This window comes from Streptomyces dysideae (assembly GCF_001514305.1).
Lineage (GTDB): Bacteria > Actinomycetota > Actinomycetes > Streptomycetales > Streptomycetaceae > Streptomyces > Streptomyces dysideae.
In genome coordinates, this window is record NZ_KQ949108.1 from 46,313 (window position 1) to 61,855 (window position 15,543).

General features: G+C 69.9%; 15 protein-coding genes and 2 pseudogenes. 13 read left to right on the forward strand and 4 right to left on the reverse strand.

The window, feature by feature from the left end; all coding sequences use genetic code 11:
* Positions 1–183: 183 nt before the first annotated feature.
* Positions 184–402, forward strand: a pseudogene (locus AQJ91_RS37550) (hypothetical protein); the annotation flags it as partial.
* Positions 403–480: 78 nt separating this feature from the next.
* Positions 481–1,134, forward strand: a complete 654-nt coding sequence (locus AQJ91_RS37555; RefSeq protein ID WP_067030996.1) for a class I SAM-dependent methyltransferase — start codon at positions 481–483, stop codon at positions 1,132–1,134.
* Positions 1,135–1,255: 121 nt separating this feature from the next.
* Here the strand turns inward: AQJ91_RS37555 and AQJ91_RS37560 are convergent, their stop codons facing one another.
* On the reverse strand, positions 1,256–2,617 hold the full coding sequence (locus tag AQJ91_RS37560; RefSeq protein ID WP_067031157.1) for an endonuclease domain-containing protein: 1,362 nt from the start codon (positions 2,615–2,617) through the stop codon (positions 1,256–1,258).
* 390 nt (positions 2,618–3,007) lie between these two features.
* Between AQJ91_RS37560 and AQJ91_RS37565 the strand changes: the two genes are divergently transcribed.
* Entirely contained in the window at positions 3,008–3,271 is a 264-nt protein-coding gene (locus AQJ91_RS37565) for a hypothetical protein (protein WP_159054739.1), read from the forward strand.
* Between the two features lie 30 nt (positions 3,272–3,301).
* Here AQJ91_RS37565 and AQJ91_RS37570 read toward each other — a convergent pair whose 3' ends face one another.
* Both AQJ91_RS37570 and AQJ91_RS56545 read right to left on the reverse strand, forming a co-directional pair.
* Positions 3,302–3,529: a hypothetical protein gene (locus tag AQJ91_RS37570; protein ID WP_199848125.1), complete on the reverse strand. Its 228-nt coding sequence runs from the start codon at positions 3,527–3,529 to the stop codon at positions 3,302–3,304.
* A gap of 70 nt (positions 3,530–3,599) precedes the next feature.
* Positions 3,600–3,890: a DUF2326 domain-containing protein gene (locus tag AQJ91_RS56545; RefSeq protein WP_067031004.1), complete on the reverse strand. Its 291-nt coding sequence runs from the start codon at positions 3,888–3,890 to the stop codon at positions 3,600–3,602.
* A 192-nt stretch (positions 3,891–4,082) separates the two neighbouring features.
* Between AQJ91_RS56545 and AQJ91_RS54795 the strand changes: the two genes are divergently transcribed.
* The 10 genes and pseudogenes from AQJ91_RS54795 to AQJ91_RS37620 all read left to right on the forward strand — a co-directional run bounded on the left by AQJ91_RS54795 (position 4,083) and on the right by AQJ91_RS37620 (position 13,624).
* Entirely contained in the window at positions 4,083–4,343 is a 261-nt protein-coding gene (locus AQJ91_RS54795; RefSeq protein ID WP_067031007.1) for a hypothetical protein, read from the forward strand.
* Between the two features lie 274 nt (positions 4,344–4,617).
* On the forward strand, positions 4,618–7,023 hold the full coding sequence (locus AQJ91_RS37585; RefSeq protein ID WP_067031009.1) for an AAA family ATPase: 2,406 nt from the start codon (positions 4,618–4,620) through the stop codon (positions 7,021–7,023).
* The gene (locus AQJ91_RS37590; protein ID WP_079085518.1) at positions 7,020–7,415 is read left to right on the forward strand and encodes a hypothetical protein; all 396 of its coding nucleotides are present in this window, start codon (positions 7,020–7,022) and stop codon (positions 7,413–7,415) included. Before AQJ91_RS37585 ends, AQJ91_RS37590 begins: the two co-directional genes overlap by 4 nt.
* A gap of 39 nt (positions 7,416–7,454) precedes the next feature.
* Positions 7,455–7,580 (forward strand): hypothetical protein, encoded by a 126-nt coding sequence (locus tag AQJ91_RS57560; RefSeq protein ID WP_267891279.1) that lies wholly within the window; start codon positions 7,455–7,457, stop codon positions 7,578–7,580.
* A 13-nt stretch (positions 7,581–7,593) separates the two neighbouring features.
* Positions 7,594–8,235: a PASTA domain-containing protein gene (locus tag AQJ91_RS37595; RefSeq protein WP_234383278.1), complete on the forward strand. Its 642-nt coding sequence runs from the start codon at positions 7,594–7,596 to the stop codon at positions 8,233–8,235.
* Between the two features lie 218 nt (positions 8,236–8,453).
* Positions 8,454–8,741, forward strand: a complete 288-nt coding sequence (locus tag AQJ91_RS37600) for a type II toxin-antitoxin system Phd/YefM family antitoxin (RefSeq protein ID WP_067031012.1) — start codon at positions 8,454–8,456, stop codon at positions 8,739–8,741.
* Positions 8,734–9,186, forward strand: coding sequence for a PIN domain-containing protein (locus AQJ91_RS37605; RefSeq protein ID WP_067031015.1), 453 nt, complete (start codon positions 8,734–8,736; stop codon positions 9,184–9,186). Before AQJ91_RS37600 ends, AQJ91_RS37605 begins: the two co-directional genes overlap by 8 nt.
* A 99-nt stretch (positions 9,187–9,285) precedes the next feature.
* Positions 9,286–11,097: a DUF4357 domain-containing protein gene (locus AQJ91_RS37610; RefSeq protein ID WP_067031163.1), complete on the forward strand. Its 1,812-nt coding sequence runs from the start codon at positions 9,286–9,288 to the stop codon at positions 11,095–11,097.
* 23 nt (positions 11,098–11,120) lie between these two features.
* Positions 11,121–12,374, forward strand: a complete 1,254-nt coding sequence (locus AQJ91_RS37615) for an McrC family protein (RefSeq protein ID WP_067031165.1) — start codon at positions 11,121–11,123, stop codon at positions 12,372–12,374.
* A gap of 40 nt (positions 12,375–12,414) precedes the next feature.
* A pseudogene (locus AQJ91_RS37620) lies at positions 12,415–13,624 on the forward strand (3'-5' exonuclease).
* Positions 13,625–13,664: 40 nt separating this feature from the next.
* Here AQJ91_RS37620 and AQJ91_RS37625 read toward each other — a convergent pair.
* Positions 13,665–15,317: an N-6 DNA methylase gene (locus AQJ91_RS37625; RefSeq protein ID WP_067031018.1), complete on the reverse strand. Its 1,653-nt coding sequence runs from the start codon at positions 15,315–15,317 to the stop codon at positions 13,665–13,667.
* Positions 15,318–15,543: the final 226 nt, after the last annotated feature.

The following is a 15,543-nucleotide window of genomic DNA, read 5'->3' on the forward strand; positions in this document are numbered from 1 at the left end:
TACGCCGATCATCCAGTCCATGTCCACAGTCACGTCGCTGCGTCCTCCTGCGTCGCCCACCACGTGGCAGCGCAACTACCCTCATGCTGCCCAGACTTCCCGGCGTCGCCGCCCTTTCGGATCAGCTCAGAACCGGAACTGGAGCGGCACCGCTGTTCAGTCCATACAGCAGACGGTGGGGGGCTCATCTTCGACACACCCGTCTGGTGGGGCATCTGCCGCCTGTACAACGGCGGCCGGTTCAAGCACCACGCGCCGTTCATCGAGCGCCGCCGCGACGGACTGTGCCTGCGCACCGGCGACTTCCTCCGCTCCCGGGGCTGGGCGATCGACGAGGAGCTGTGGGCCATCGACGGCACGGACTGCTCACCGTGCGACGACAAGGTCCCCGACAGCCACTGACCCCGGTTACAGTCGCCCCCGCCCTCACGGCTCCCCGAGGGCGGGGGCTCCCGCATCCCGACGACCAGAGGAACAGCTGTGCCCGTACCGCACGACATCGCCGCCGAGACCGAACTGTGGGACGCCTACGCCGAGTCCGCGTTCAAGGACGACGCCGAGCCGTCGTTCTGCTGGACCCAGTACGCCGGCCACGGCCCCGGCCCCGAACTCCTCGGCAGCCCGAAGACCGTGCTGGAGATCGGATGCGGCACCGGCCGCGCCCTCGCCCACCTCGCGCGACAAGGCGTCAACGCCACCGGGGTCGACCTGTCGCCGCGCATGGTGGCGCTCGCGGGCGAGAAGTGGGCGCCGCTCGGGGTGCGGATCGAGCCGGGAGAGATCGTCGATTGGCTCGCCGCCGACGAGGGGCGGTACGACGCCGTGTACTCCATCTTCGGCGCGGCCTGGTTCACCGACCCGTCCCGCCTCTTCCCCCTCGTCCACAAGCACCTCGTCCCGGGCGGCGTCTTCGTGTTCTCCCAGCCGCCGGCCATCCCGGGCGCCTACGGGCCGCAGGGCATGTACAAGGGCGGGTTCGCGGGGAAGGCCATGTTCACGTACCGGTACAGCTACAAGCCCGCAGTGTGGGAGCGGCACCTGTTCCGGGCTGGTTTCACGTCCGCTGAGGCGACGGTGGTGGATGCCCCGAAAGCCGGGCACATCGGCACGCTCGTCGTCCAGGCCCGCGCCTGACAGTCGCGTCACGGCCCGGCCGGGATCCTCCGTAGCCGACCGGGGCCACTTCATGGCCCCCGGAATGCCCCTGGCCGGTGGCTGCGGAGGACGTTGGGGTGTCAGGTCTCCCGGTGCCCGCTCAGAACAGTGCCAGGCCCTCGCCGCTGGTGTCCGCGATGACTGGGCGGGACTGGGCGGGGAGGCCGTCCACGCGGTCGGGACCGGCCGCAGCGGCCACGGCGGGGGCCGTCTCGGCCAACCAGATGCGAAACCGTTCGACGGCTTCGCGGTAGGGGACTCGCGCCAGGACACGGTGCTCGCCGGAGGGGCAGCAGTCGACGGCGACAGTGAGCAGGCAGGAACGGGGCGCGTTCTGACTGCCCGTCCAGGACACACGCAGAACACCGCACGGCGTGCGCCCGCGGGGGGCTCGGTGGGTCGGGCGCAGCGATCGGCAGGCTATGTGGGCGGTCCATGCGGCGAGGTGCGGCAGGGGCAGGGTGGTGCGGGCGCGGCAGCCGGGGCAGCGGTGCCAGTGGCGGAGCCAGTCGTCGGTGTCGGTGTGGAAGAGGCGTGTGTAGCGGTTCGCCACCCGGATGTCGTTGCTGTACAGGTGGTCGGGACGTTCCAGTGTGTTGCAGGACTGGCAGACGGGGGCGCGGACGTAGCCGTGTTCGTGGCAGTGGTCGAGCACGGTGGCGGGCGCAGTGCGGCAGACGGCGCACGCCCACCCGGCCACCCTGCGGGAGGTACCCGGCTTCCTGCTGAGCACCGAGTACAGCTGGCCTTCCAGCTCTGCGTTGTACGGGCGCGGTGAGGCGGTGGGGCCCTCGGGGCTCGTCGTCTGCCGACCGTCGACGTCTCGCCGACCGTCGGCGTCTCGGGCCCGCCGGGGGTGGGAGGGCGGCTCGGTGGCGGCTGCGCCTGCCCGGCGGGACCGCGCGGCTTGCACCCACCGCGCTTCGGCGTGCTCGGCCGCGTCGAGCAGCCTGACCACGGCGCGCGGCAGCCACCACGTGCGCTGCGTCCCGTCGCGCGTCTGCTCCACGAGCATCAGTCGCCAGTCGATCCCCGCCAGATGGTACGGCCGGCCGAGGTCACGTCGTGGTGCCCGCTCGGGGCCGCCCGGCTCCCGCAGTTCCCCCGTGATGCGCCGGCGCCAACGCAGCGGCGTCTCCTCGTCGCACTCCTGCCTCGGCGCCCCACGAAACGGACCGATGCGGACCAGGTCCTGCCGGTCCACTCCCACCGCGTTCAGTTCCGCGGCCGCCCGGCGCACCTCACCCTCCGGGACACTCCACTGACCGCCGCTCGCCCTCACCGTCGCCACCGCATGGCCGCCGAGCAGGACGTACCCCACCCGGGCATGGGCAGGAGAGCAGGTGAATGCCCCAGAAGCCGTCGGCACAGCACTGTCGGCCGTCAGATCGACCCACAGAGCGTCCGCGGCACCCAGGGTGATCAGGCCGTCCGTGCGACCGGGCATGACACGCTCCGACATGCCCACAGGCTAACGGCGCAGACGCGGCAACGGGTCTCCAAGCGCCTCGGTCAGCCGGGCCGCCGCCCGCAACTCGGCGGCGACGTCGCGTCGTGCGACTTCCGATCACCTCGCGTGACGGCAAGATCCCCGTACCGTCCACGAGTTCATGTACAAGATCATAAACAAAGTCGACGATACCCGGGACCGCCTACTGGTATCCCGGAGTCGGCCGTCCAGGTCCTGAAGGCCGAATACGACGCTGCCCGGGCCCCGCGTCCGGCTTCTCCGTCCACCCCCTCCTCGTACCGCTCGTCAATGAGCTGGGGGGCGAGGACGAGTCGTGACCGCCGGCCGGGCATCTCACGGCACGTAAGCAGTCGGCGAAGCCGCGTTGTTACCCTCCGCGCCATGCCTCATTCAGCAGCGCGGGAGATGCGCTCTCCGATCCTTTCGATCCACCCATACGTACCGGCCATCGAGCAACAGAGCGATGTGATCTGCTCCATGGCCTCGCGCGGCGACTGCGACCACAAGCTCGTCGCGGAAGTGCGACCCGAGTTCAGCGACGGCACCTCTCCCCGCTGGCGGGTGTGCGGCGAGTGGCTGACCAGCCACCCGTCAGCCATCGCCCACATCACCACGAACGGCTTCCAGGAGCCCGCCGTCCCTTGACGGGTCAGTGCCGGAGCCCTGCGGCGGCGACTACGCCGGCCGATACACGGCCTGGTCCGGGTCCGGCCTCACGATCACACCGTCCTGGGCGAGCTCGCGCAGGTTGCGGCGGGCCTCCTTGCCCGCGGCTTCGTCGTCCGCCGGCCGGTACCCGGCGACTCGTAGAGCCAGTACGGCACGTTCGGTGTCCCAGGTGCCTCCCAGCGCCTGGATCACCGCGGCGAGCGCCTGCTTGTGCGTCAGCGGCTTCTCGGTCATCTCACCCTCCCCTTCCGAAAACCGCCACAGCATGACACAAGGCGGCAGGGCTCCTCCTGGTCGGATCAGCTCAGAAGCGGAAACCGAAGAGACCGCCCTCCTCGCTCTCATCCGTCAGCCGTGGCTCGATGATGCGGTCCTCGACGCTGAAGCCACGCTGGACCGCCTTGGAAAGGTCGTCGGAGTTGAGGATGACGATGTACTGCATGTCCTCGTCCTCGGCGACCTCGGCCGCCAGCGTGAGCGCTGCGGCGATCTGCCGATCATCGACGCCGTCGAAGAGGTGACTGTCGTGCACCAGGAAGTCGGGCCCGCGTCCGTGGCGGCGGGCGATGACCGCGACGGTGAGGTCGAACCACAACTCCGGTGAATGGCGGCTGGCCGCTCCGCTGAGGGGTATGGACCCGCAGGACGCCTGGGCGGAACTGCGCGGACAGTTCGTCCGGGCCTTCGACGCCGTCGGGGCACCAGCGCCTCGACCTTCCGGCCCGATCTCCTGCTCAGCCTTCCAGAACTTCCAGGACACGACACGGCACGACGCACGCTGCTGCCCGTGGACGCCAAGTACAAGCGCTACGACCGCCACGGCGTGAGCGCGGCCGACGTCCACCAGCTCCTCACCTACAGCAGCGGATACGCGTCCGCCGACGCCCCGACGGCCGTCATCGTCCATTCCCAACCGGGCAGTCACACCCAGCGGACCCTGCAAGTGCGCGGCCCCAAAGGCCTGTTGGACGTCATCCACGTCCTCGGTGTCGACACCCGCAGCACGCCTGAGCAGGCGACGGCCTGGATCGGCTCGGTACTGCGCTGACCATCAGACGCTACCCAGTCGGCGACAGCGGCCCAGGACGGTGAGGCGCCTGCGGGACGGGTCCGCTCGGTGGATCGGGCGCCCCAGCGCATCTCCGTTCCGAGCCGGACACCCGAACACATGTACACACATCCGTCCACAGTGAATTCATAGAAGTCTGTTGACGACGCTAACAGGCTTCCGTCATGCTCGGATCGACAACGGCTCACCGTCCCCTCGCGTCGCCTTGGGCACGCCCGCCGCAGCCATCCAGAGCACCCAAGGAAGCCGAGCCATGAGCGACACCACCAGTCTCCGTGACCTGCTCCTCGCCCGTTTGCCCGGATCAGGGCTCTCCGCCGAGGAACAGGCCCTGCTGCGCGATCTGCTGCCTGCCACTCAGTCCCGGAGCGGTGCCCGTTCCGGGACCGTGTACATGCGGTCCATCACGGCCTCGGGCTGGCGCGGTATCGGGCCCGCCGCCACTGTCCGGCTGAAGCCCGGCCCCGGTCTGACGCTGGTGGCGGGCCGCAACGGCTCCGGCAAGTCGAGCTTCGCCGAGGCCGCGGAGATGGCCTTGACGGGCGACAACTTCCGCTGGCAGGGGCGCACTCAGGTATGGAAGAAGGGCTGGCGCAACCTCCACGAGCACTCCGCCCCCGAGGTCGCGGTGGAGCTCGGCTTCGACGTCGGCAGTGACGGTGAGGGCGCCAAGGAGCCCGTGACCGTACGCCGGGTCTGGTACGGCGAAGGGCTCGAGGAGTCCCGCACCGTCGTGGAGGAAGCCGGACAGGCCACCGGCGAAGTCGTGCACGACGTGATCGACGCCGAGCAACTGTCGCTGTACCGGCCGTTTCTCCCGTACACCCAGCTCGGTGCGGTGATCAACGGGCCGCTGACCACCTTGCACGACGAGATCTCCCGGATCCTCGGCCTCGAACTGCTCAGTGACACCGACGCGGCGGCACGGGCTCGGGCCAAGACCCTGACCGACACCGAGAACGCCGCGAAGGCCCTCACCGCCACCGTGATCCAGGAGTTGTCGGAGGTGGACGACCCGCGCGCCAAGGAAGCGATCACGGCTCTCTCCGGCAGGAGCCCCGACCTGGACGCCGTCCGGGCACTGTTGCAGGGCCACGGCGCCGCCGACGAGGCGCACCTCGCCCGACTGCGCCGGCTGGCCGATCTGGAGCGCCCGGACCGGCCGTTGATCGCGAAGGCCGTGACCCGGCTGCGCTCGGCGGCCGCCGCGGCCGACGACGCACGCCACGGGTCCGCCGAGGATGCCCGGCAGTTGATCAAACTGCTCGACGCCGCGCTGGAACACCGCCGCCGCCATCCCGATGTCTCCGGCTGCCCCGTATGCGGCAGCACGGACCTCTTGGACCGCTCCTGGGCGGAACGGACGCGCGCGCAGGTCGAAAGGCTCCAGACAGAGGCCGCCGAGGCCGAGGCGGCACACCGCGAACTCGTGCACTCGGTGCGGGAGGTGCACGATCTGATGCGTCCGGCCCCCGCCTGGCTCCAGGCCGACGAGCCCTCCCTCGCCACGCTCTGGCGGGATCTGGTCGCCTGCCGCACGGTTCGTGACCCGCGCGAGCTGGCCGACCGTGCGGAACGCGCCGAGGCAGTCCTCGGCGATGCCTGTGATCAGGTCCGTGAGGACGCCCGCCGACGCGTCACGGCGCAGGACGGCCGCTGGCAGCCCGTGGCCGTACGCCTGTCCGCATGGTTGGGACAGGCGGAGGCCGCGCAGGCGGCGAAGCCCGCCCTCAAGCAGGTCAAGGCCGTACGCGCCTGGGTGCGGGCGCTCACCGACGAGTTGCGGGACGCCCGCTTCAAGCCGTTCGCCGACCAGTCCGGGCAGATCTGGCGACTGTTGTGCGAGCGCAGCAGCGTCTTGCTGGGTGCGATCGGGCTCACGGGTGTCGGTCCGCAGCGGCAGGTCAGTCTTCCCGTCTCCGTGGACGATGCCGACGCGCCCGCCTTCGGCGTCATGAGCCAGGGCGAACTGCACTCACTCGCCCTCTCCCTGTTCATCCCGCGGGCCACCCACCAGGACAGTCCCTTCGGTTTCCTGGTCATCGACGACCCGGTGCAGTCCATGGACCCGGAGAAGGTCGACGGCCTCGCCAAGGTTCTCGACCTGTACGCGCAGCACCGGCAGGTCGTCGTCTTCACCCACGACACCCGGCTCGAAGAGGCCATCCAGCGCCTCGGTCTGAGGGCGACGGTCATGCGGGTGTCCCGGCAGACCGACTCGGTCGTTCACGTCTCTTCCGTCAGCGACCCGGTGAGCCAGGCCCTGGCGGAGGCACGGGCCATCGCCCTCGATCCGCACCTGCCGCCGGAAGTCGCCGACCGGGTGCTCCCCTCCATGTGCCGTCTGGCGCTGGAGGCCGCCTACCAGGACACCGCGCGGCGTGCCCTGCGCGAGGCCGGCGTCGGGCAGCACGCCATCCAGGAGCGGGTCACCCGGCCTGGGCCCCTCACCGGCCTCGCGGCCCTCGCGATGGGCATACGGGGCAAGGAGGGGCGCGAGGTGCTGGACGCCGTCGCCCGTGACCACGGCCCGTGGGCCCGGGAGTTGATCCAGGGGCTGAACCAGGCATCGCACCAGGCGCCGGCCACGCCCGTCGGTGACCGCGTGGCCCTGGTCGACCGTACGCAGCGGCTCGCCAAGGAGGTGCTGGCCCGGTGACCACTCCCGCGCGCTCCATCCGCGTTCTCCCCACGAACGAACTCCTGGCGTCCGCAGACCAGTTGCTCAATCCCTCGGACGACACCGCGCTCTCCCCCGGTGTCCGGGCGCGCGCCGCGGCCACCCTGCTCCGGCTGGCCCTCGACGAGACCCTCGACGCCTTCTGGCGGTCGGTCAGCCCTCGTATGACCCGCAGCACCGGCCGCACCCGGATGCTCTGCCTGCAGTGGTACGTCACCTCCGTCGCGCGCCAGTGGTACACCGTCTGGTCCGGCCTCAGCGCCGCCTGTCACTACCACACGTACGACCTGCCTCCTACGCCCGCCGAGGTACGGGCCTGGCACCAGGACGTGAGCGAACTGCTTCGCGTCCTGGCCGCCGCCACCGTCTGAACCACGCCGCCCTTCCCCGTACACGTGAGGAGCAGCACGATGGACGCCCGCCGCTACCGCATGGTGGTCACCAGCCGGACCGACTATGTGCGGACCGGTGCACTCGTCGACGAGCAGCTGCGCCACAGGCTTCACCACTGGTCACCACGACGCGGCCGAGGATGACCGCTCGATCATCATGCGGTCCGGATGGACGGTGTGCTTCCAGGAGGCTGACACGGCCGCGAAGACCATCGACTTCGCGGCCGTCAAGAGCGACGAGCCGTGCCCCGGGAAGGACGGCGGACCGCTCCCGTGGCCGAAAATGCCGCACGTCGTCGGCGCCACCTACAGCACAGCGACCAAGGATCTGAAGCAGGCCGGCATCAACCTCGACAGCGTCACACTCGACGACGTCTACCTCGACATCGACGCACCCACCGCTGAGGAAGCCGCCGAGGACGGCGACGAGTGGCGCGTGTGCTTCCAGTCGCCGGACGAGGGAACCAAGGTCGCCTCCACCACCACCGTCAGCCTCGACCTGGGCCGGTGGACCGACGCCGATCTCGTCCAGCGCTGCCCGAAAGCCAAAGACGCGACCTACAAGATCCCGGCCAACGATCCCGACTACGAGAGCGACAACAGCACCGGCGAGGACGACGGTTCGGCAGGCGGCGGCTCCTCGACCTCGTCCGGCGGCTCCACCGGCGGCGGCAGCGTCGGCACCGTCCACCCCGGCTCGTTCTGTTCTCCGCAGGGAGCGACCGGCGTCACCAAGGCGGGAACGCCCATGGTCTGCGGCCCCGGCTCCGACGGCCGCAACCGCTGGCGCTCCTCCTGACCCCACACGAACCCAGAACTCCACAGCCGGCCGGTCCGGCGCACTCCACCACCGGGGAGCCCCATTCCGTACGCAGAGGAAGACACCCGCAAGGTCCAGAAGGCCCCACTCCTCATACCCCTGGTCAAGGACTGGCGGAGGAGGACCCCGCGTAGTCCCCCACCCCGGTGCCAAACAGTGGCCGCGCAGCCATGTAGAACGAGTAGTACAGTGGACGGATGAGTGACAGCGCGGAGGTCCCGCTGAGGGAGCTCAACCAGCAGACATCGCGTGTCCTGGCCCGAGTGGCGGCCGGGGAGACAGTGACCATCACCAAGGACGGCGTCCCGATAGGAGACATCGTGCCCCGCGGTGCGCTGACGGGCCGACCCGCATACTCCTTTCGCACCGATCCCATGGGCGATTTGGACATCCCGGACTTGGGCGGCCCCGTGCTCGACGACGAGGAGATCGAGGCGACGCTACGGGGTATGGGCGATGACGTGGGCGGGGGGACCGATGCCTGACATCCCGGTCGCCATCGCCGACACGAACGCCCTGTACCGACTGTTCACACCGAAGGACCCCCGCCACTCCGCTCACCGGGAAGCTCTCGCACGAACGGGGCACCTCGTGGTCTCACCCATGGTGCTCACCGAACTGGACTACCTGCTGACCTCACGAGTCGGCACCAAGGCCGCCATGAACGCGCTGGACTTCATCACCGGACAGGCGGAGGCCCGCCGGTTCGAGGTCCCCGACACCGCACCGCATCTGAGGAGTGCCATGGCGGTGATGCGCGGGTACGTCGACGCGGACGGCGGTGCGGGAGTGGGCCTGACGGACGCGATGAACGTTGCCCTGGCGGCGGCCTTCCAGACGGCCGATATCTTCACGACGGACGGCCACTTTCGCATGATGCGGCCACTGACCGGGCAGCCCACCTTCCGGCTGCTGCCCGATGACCTCTGACGTCGCCGCGGCACTTCGAGGTCTACTCCGAAGCCGACTGTCAGTGGGAGCCCCTACTGTTTTCGTTCAATCTTCTGTTATTAGGTGAGAGCGGTGACGATGGTGGGCGCGGACATGCGGTACCCAGAGTTCTTGCTGCGGCTGCCGAACGGGGGGCCGCACGCGCGAGGGCGCGTACTGCCCGAGAAAGGGATGAACGGAAGCCTGAAGTTCCTCGTCCTCGCCGGCTCGCCCGTTCGCGCGGAGACCATGCCCGGCATCGGGCCTCATCCGTCGGCGCAGCGGGAACGGCTGCTGGCGGACGGCGGTATCGGGACGGCGTCGGACCGGTGGCCCGGCTATTGGGAGACGACCCGGGACATCGAATGCAACTCCCCGTCCGCAGCCGCCTCGGTGGTGACCGGGCGTAGTTCCGACGGTCTCTCGGAATGGCGCACGGAAGAGGGCTTCCCCCTCGTCGACTACCTCGGCGCCTCGTGGCGCACCCCGCACAAGGCCTGGCTGGTGCGGGGCTCGAACGTGTCCGGCCGTGATCTGGTGAAGCGACTGTGGGTGACCGACGGCTGGGTGACTCTCGCGGCCACGCACCTGCCTCAGGTGGACGAGGACGCGCCGACCAAGAGCGTCCTGCGGCGGTACGTACAGGAGGGATACGACGCCACCACCTCGTACAGCCAGAAGCAGGTGATGGCCGACGAACTGCACTACTTCCTGTCCCAGATGCGGCAGGGTGACACCGTCTGCACCATCTCGGACGGGCAGTTGTACATCGGATCGCTCACGGGAGACGCGGAGCAGGTCGAGTCCGAGGGCGGGCTGTCGAATCTGCGGCGGAAGGCCGAGTGGCGGTCCGCCGGTATCCCCTACGACGAGTTGCCGGAGGCGCTCCAGCAGAAGCTGTCCGTGCAACACGACGTCGTCGACCTGACCTCGGTGCTGGCACTCGTCGAGGGACTCGGACGGAGCGACGAGGAACTCGCGCAGGAGGCCCAGGCCATAGAACGGGACCCGAGCGTCGAGGTCCCGGCGATCATCGCCCGCCGCGAGCCCGAGCTGCCCGGCCCCACGGAGGAACTGGCGGCCGAACTCCTCGTGCACGACACGGCGTGGCTGCGCGAGGTACGCGATCTGCTGGCCGACGACCGCCAACTGGTGCTGTACGGGCCGCCAGGCACCGGCAAAACGTACCTGGCGCTGAAGCTCGCCGAGTTCCTCGGCGGCGGGCCCGAGCAGGTCAAGCTCGTGCAGTTCCATCCGTCGTACGCCTACGAGGACTTCTTCGAGGGCTTCCGGCCGCAGGAGGACCCGCAGACCAGGGAGGTCGCCTTCCGGCTCACCGCGGGCCCGCTGCGCGAACTCGCCGACCTGGCCTCCCGCGAGGGCAACCGGCACATCCCGCACTTCCTGATCATCGACGAGATCAACCGGGCCAACCTGGCGAAGGTCTTCGGCGAGCTGTACTTCCTGCTGGAGTACCGCAACAAGTCGGTTCGGCTGACCTACTCCGGCGACGACTTCGCGTTGCCGCCGAACCTGTTCGTCATCGGCACGATGAACACCGCCGACCGGTCCATCGCCCTCGTGGACGCGGCGATGCGCCGCCGCTTCGCCTTCGTCGAACTGTCGCCGCGTACCGAGCCGACACGCGGTCTGCTGCGCCGCTGGCTGGCCAAGGAGGGCAAGGGCGCGGAGCCCGCCGACCTGCTCGACGCGCTCAACTCCCGTATCGACGAGGCCGACTTCCGTATCGGGCCCTCGTACCTGATGAAGAAGGGCGTGTACCGGGAGGGCGGCCTGGAGCGGACCTGGCGGACGAAGCTCCTGCCCCTGATGGAGGAGCATCACTACGGGGAAGGCGTGGACGTCGAGAAGCGGTACGGGCTGGCCGCACTGAGGGAGTCACTGGGGTGACGTCCGCAAGTGACGCGTCCGCGGTGGACGCCCCGCGCTCCGTCGAGGACGCCCCGCGTTCCGTCGAACTGGTCGAGCACGCGCCGGCGACCCGTCTCGTCCTGCCGGATGCCGTCGGCCGTGCCCTCGCCGCTTCCGGCATCGTGGACGCGACCCCCGACCCGTACACGCCTGGGCACTGGTTGCTGCGGGCCGGGAGCAAGGTCGGGGCCGTGGCCGTCACGGGACCGGGCGGCGGCGAACCGGTCACCGTACGCATCACCCCCAAGGTGCCCATCGTCCGGCTCTTCTTCCTGCTCGGCTACAGCCTTGATCCGAGAAGGAGTTGGCGAGACGGCGAGGTCGAGGTCGCCGAGCACCGCGATCTGCTGCCCGCGCTCGCCCACGCCGTGGAACGGCTGGCGGACCGGGCACTGCGACAGGGCCTGTTGCAGGGCTATCGGGCGACCGAGGAATCCGCGCTCGTCGTCCGCGGCCGGATCAGGGAGGCCGAACAGATACGGCGGCGGTTCGGGGCGATGCTGCCGATCGAGGTGGCGTACGACGAGTTCACCACCGACATCGCGGAGAACCGCATCCTCCGTGCGGCCGTCGAACGTCTCCTACGCCTGCCCGGCATACCCCGCGACGTACGCCGCAGGCTGGCGCACCAGCGCGCCCGCCTGACCGACGTCACGGCGATCATGCGCGGGCAGCCGATCCCCGACTGGCGTCCCACACGCCTCAACTCCCGCTACCACCGGGCCTTGCGTCTCGCGCGCGTCATCCTGGACGGTGCCTCCGCCGAGCACGGCCCCGGCGATCTGCGCATCGACGGCTTCCTCTTCGACATGAACAAGCTCTTCGAGGACTTCGTGACAACCGCCCTGCGGGAGACCTTCCAGGGACGGGGCCGGGGTTCGGGCGGCCACACGGCCCGTCTCCAGGACTCTCACCACCTCGACGAGGCCGCCGCGATCCGCATGAAGCCGGACTTGGTGCTGTACGGGCCGGACGGCACCCCGTGCGCGGTGGCGGACGCCAAGTACAAGGCCGAGCGACCGGGCGGTTATCCCGACGCCGACCTGTACCAGATGCTGGCGTACTGCACGGCCCTCGGCCTGCGCGAAGGGCATCTGGTGTACGCGAAGGGCAATGCTCCGCACGCCGCACACCAGGTGCGCCACGCGGGCATCGTCATCCATCAGCACGCCCTCGACCTGGACCAGGAACCCGTCGGACTGCTCATGGACATCGAGGAGGTGGCCCAGCGGCTGGCGAACACCCCGCGCGTATGATCGACTGCGGAGTGTCCGTCCAGGGTGGGGAGTTCGCCTCGTGCCGCAGCTCGCGTTCGCCAACAGCTTCTGGGAGAGCTACGACGTCCTCGAGAAGCCCGTCAAGGCAGGCGTACGCAAGGCGATGCAGAAGTTCCAGCTGCTGACCGTGCCCGAACTGCACGCGGACAAAGGGCTCCACCTCGAGTCCGTGCAGAACGCGCAGGACGCACGCATGCGGACCATCCGCATCAACGACTTCTGGCGCGGTGTCGTCCTCGCCCCGGACGACGGCAGTGATGTGTTCCTGCTCGTCAACGTCGTACGGCACGACGACGCGTACACCTGGGCCGCCAAGCGGCTGTACACGACGAACTCCGCGACGCGCGCGCTCGAAGTCCGCAACGTGGTCGCCATCGAGCAGCTGACCCCGGCCCTGGAGAAGGCGGCTGCCGCCGCCGTGTGCGCGTGCGGCCGACCTCCTGGCCGCGTCGGCGCCCACGCACGACCACGTCGTGGTCGACGAGGCGCAGGATCTGCACCCCGCGCAGTGGCGTGTCCTGCGCGGCGCGGTGGCACCCGGCAGCGACGACCTGTTCATCACGGGTGACCCGCACCAGCGCATCTACGACTCGAAGGTGTCGCTCGGCTCCCTGGGCATCTCGGTGGCCGGCCGCACCCACCGTCTGCGCATCAACTACCGCTCCACGGAGGAGATCCTCGGCTGGTCGACCGGCATCCTCAGCCCGGTGTCGGTCGACGATCTGGGCGGTGAGGGAAGCGACAGCCTGGCCGGTTACCGCTCCCTGCTGCACGGCCGGAGGCCCCACGTGGACGGGTACGGCACGGAGCAGGCGGAAGTCGCCGCGCTTGTCGAGCGCGTCGAGGGCTGGATCGGCCAAGGCATCCGGCCGTCGGAGATCGGGGTGTGTGCCCGCTTCAACGTGCTGCTCGACAAGGCGTACGACAAGCTGACCGCGGCCGGGATCCCGGTGGTCCGGGTCAGGGACAGCCCGGGGCCCGGCGCGGACGGGGTGCGGCTTGCCACCATGCATGCCATGAAGGGGCTGGAGTTCCGCTGCGTCACCGTCCTGGGAGTGACGGCAAGCGCGGTGCCGTTCGCCCGCGAGGTGACGCCGGCCTCCGTGGACGCGCTGCAGCGCGACTCGGATCTGCTGCGGGAGCGGTGCCTGCTGTTCGTGGCGTGCACGCGTGCGCGGGAGGCGTTGGCGGTTACGTGGAGCGGGTCGGCCAGTTCGTTCGTGCCGTAACCGCATCGGCGTACAGGGCAAGCGATGTGACGGCTCTCCGTCAGCTGTCCGGGGCGAGCGCGCCGTTGCCGAGCCCGTCCCTTGCCAGTGTCGCCGCGTCCCGGCTCAGCTCCACCACTCTCCGCGCTCGCTCCTCGAACTCCTGAAGCGCGCGGAAGGCTGCCCCGTACCGCCGTTGCTCGGTGATGTCCATCTGCGGGATTCGGGCGCCCTTGCCGTCGAGGCGGTAGGTGCCGCTGGTGCTCGTGGAGCGCCGGGTGTTGGCCGCGCTGCGCAGGAAGCCCTGAAGGTAGTCGGTGTCGAGCTGGTCGCTGATCGAGACCGGTTCCGGATCGCCGTACTCGACGAGCCCTGCGCGCGCGAGGTCAGCGACGCTGACGGTGGGTCCGTCCAGAGAGCTGGGGCCGTCGCCCGCGACCAACGCCGGCAGCAACTCCGCCAACAGCCTCACCTGCACGGTCAGCTCCCGTCGCAAGGTGTGATATTCGACCGCGTAGTCGCGCTGGGAATCCTCGACATGGCGGCCGGGCGTGAGGTCCACGGCATCGTCCAGCAGATCGATCAGGGGTACTTCCGCCAGCTGCTCGGGGTCCGGTTCCAGTGAGCCGTCCGGATCGCCCGCCGTCAGATCGACCATGCGGACACTGGTGACGGCATCCCCCGGGGTCAGCGGGCGCCGCAGCTGCCAGAGGTGGACCGGAAGCGCATGCGAGGCCGCCGTGCCGGACGGAAGGGCGGTGACCTGGGTGAGGATGCCCCGTCGTACGAGCTCGGCGCGGATACGGCGGCCCGCCTTGCGGTAGGCGACCGAGGCGGGCAGGACCATGAGGACACGACCGCCGGGCGCGGTGTGCGCATAGGCGTGCTGCAGCCAGGCGAGTTCGCCTTCGGCACGAGACGGGGTGCCGAACTCCCAGCGCGGGTCGAGCAACAGATCCTCACGTCCCCAGTCGGGTTCACCGACCGGGGGATCACAGACCACCAGGTCGGCCTTGAGGTCCGTCCACCGGTCGGCGCGCAGGGAGTCCCCCGTGACGATCCCGGCACCGATGTGCCCGGTGAGGTCGGCCCTCAGTTGCGCGAACACGGCCCTGCGGGCGTCGGACTCCTGCCCGCAGCGCCTGGGGCCCTGCTCGGGACCGACGGCGAGCAGGAGGGAGCCGATGCCGCAGGCCGGGTCGAAGAGGGTCGCCTCAGGGGCCACCTCACCGGCGAAGTGGCGTACGGCACGGACGATCCGCGGTGAGGTGACCTGGTCCGACCCGGCCCGGCGTACGGAGTCGGTGAAGCGCTCCGCGAGGACGCTCACCGCCTCTGCCGCGCCCCCGCTCTCGGCCAGATCCCGCGCGAGCCGGACGATGTCCGCCGGAAGCACCCCAGGTGCCTCTCCCTCGGTGAGGAGACGGGCTACATCCACGAGCCCGCCGAGCATGTCGTCGCCGTACACTCCGCGCAGCGCCTGCCACAGCTGCACCTCCACGGAGACTTCCTGCCCCTTGCGCTGCCTGTCCAGCCAGGCCTGCACCTGGGCCAGGTCGAACAGCGGACTGTTGACACCCCCGCCGGTCGGCGTGGGGAAGTCGTCGTAACGTCGCCGCCAGTTGGAGACGGCGGCGCGGGTGACGCCCGCAAGCCTGGCGATCTCGGAGCCGGTGACCAGCGGGCCGGCCTCTGGGGCGGGAGTGTCCGTCATACGGGCAACCGTACACAGAGTCCCCCCTTCCATCAACGCTGCATTCGTTGACGGCGTTAACGATAGAATGCAGGTACCTACCCCGTGTACGAGTGTCGTAGCTATTTTCTGGGGCCAGGCGTCCAAGGCCGCGGTCGACGAGGACCAGCAGCCCGCTGCTCACCTCGCGTGCCGCGTCCGCCCCGGCCAGTACCTCGTCCGCGTCCCGCTGCACGCGTTCCTGCCG

Coding starts and splice junctions, on each gene's coding strand:
- AQJ91_RS37570 (WP_199848125.1), bottom strand. CDS start 3,529: ATGACCGAGAAGCCGCTGACGCACAAGCAGGCGCTCGCCGCGGTGATC.
- AQJ91_RS37565 (WP_159054739.1), top strand. CDS start 3,008: ATGCCTCATTCAGCAGCGCGGGAGATGCGCTCTCCGATCCTTTCGATC.
- AQJ91_RS37595 (WP_234383278.1), top strand. CDS start 7,594: ATGCGGTCCGGATGGACGGTGTGCTTCCAGGAGGCTGACACGGCCGCG.
- AQJ91_RS37600 (WP_067031012.1), top strand. CDS start 8,454: ATGAGTGACAGCGCGGAGGTCCCGCTGAGGGAGCTCAACCAGCAGACA.
- AQJ91_RS57560 (WP_267891279.1), top strand. CDS start 7,455: ATGGACGCCCGCCGCTACCGCATGGTGGTCACCAGCCGGACCGACTAT.
- AQJ91_RS37610 (WP_067031163.1), top strand. CDS start 9,286: ATGGTGGGCGCGGACATGCGGTACCCAGAGTTCTTGCTGCGGCTGCCG.
- AQJ91_RS37585 (WP_067031009.1), top strand. CDS start 4,618: ATGAGCGACACCACCAGTCTCCGTGACCTGCTCCTCGCCCGTTTGCCC.
- AQJ91_RS37605 (WP_067031015.1), top strand. CDS start 8,734: ATGCCTGACATCCCGGTCGCCATCGCCGACACGAACGCCCTGTACCGA.
- AQJ91_RS37560 (WP_067031157.1), bottom strand. CDS start 2,617: ATGTCGGAGCGTGTCATGCCCGGTCGCACGGACGGCCTGATCACCCTG.
- AQJ91_RS37625 (WP_067031018.1), bottom strand. CDS start 15,317: ATGACGGACACTCCCGCCCCAGAGGCCGGCCCGCTGGTCACCGGCTCC.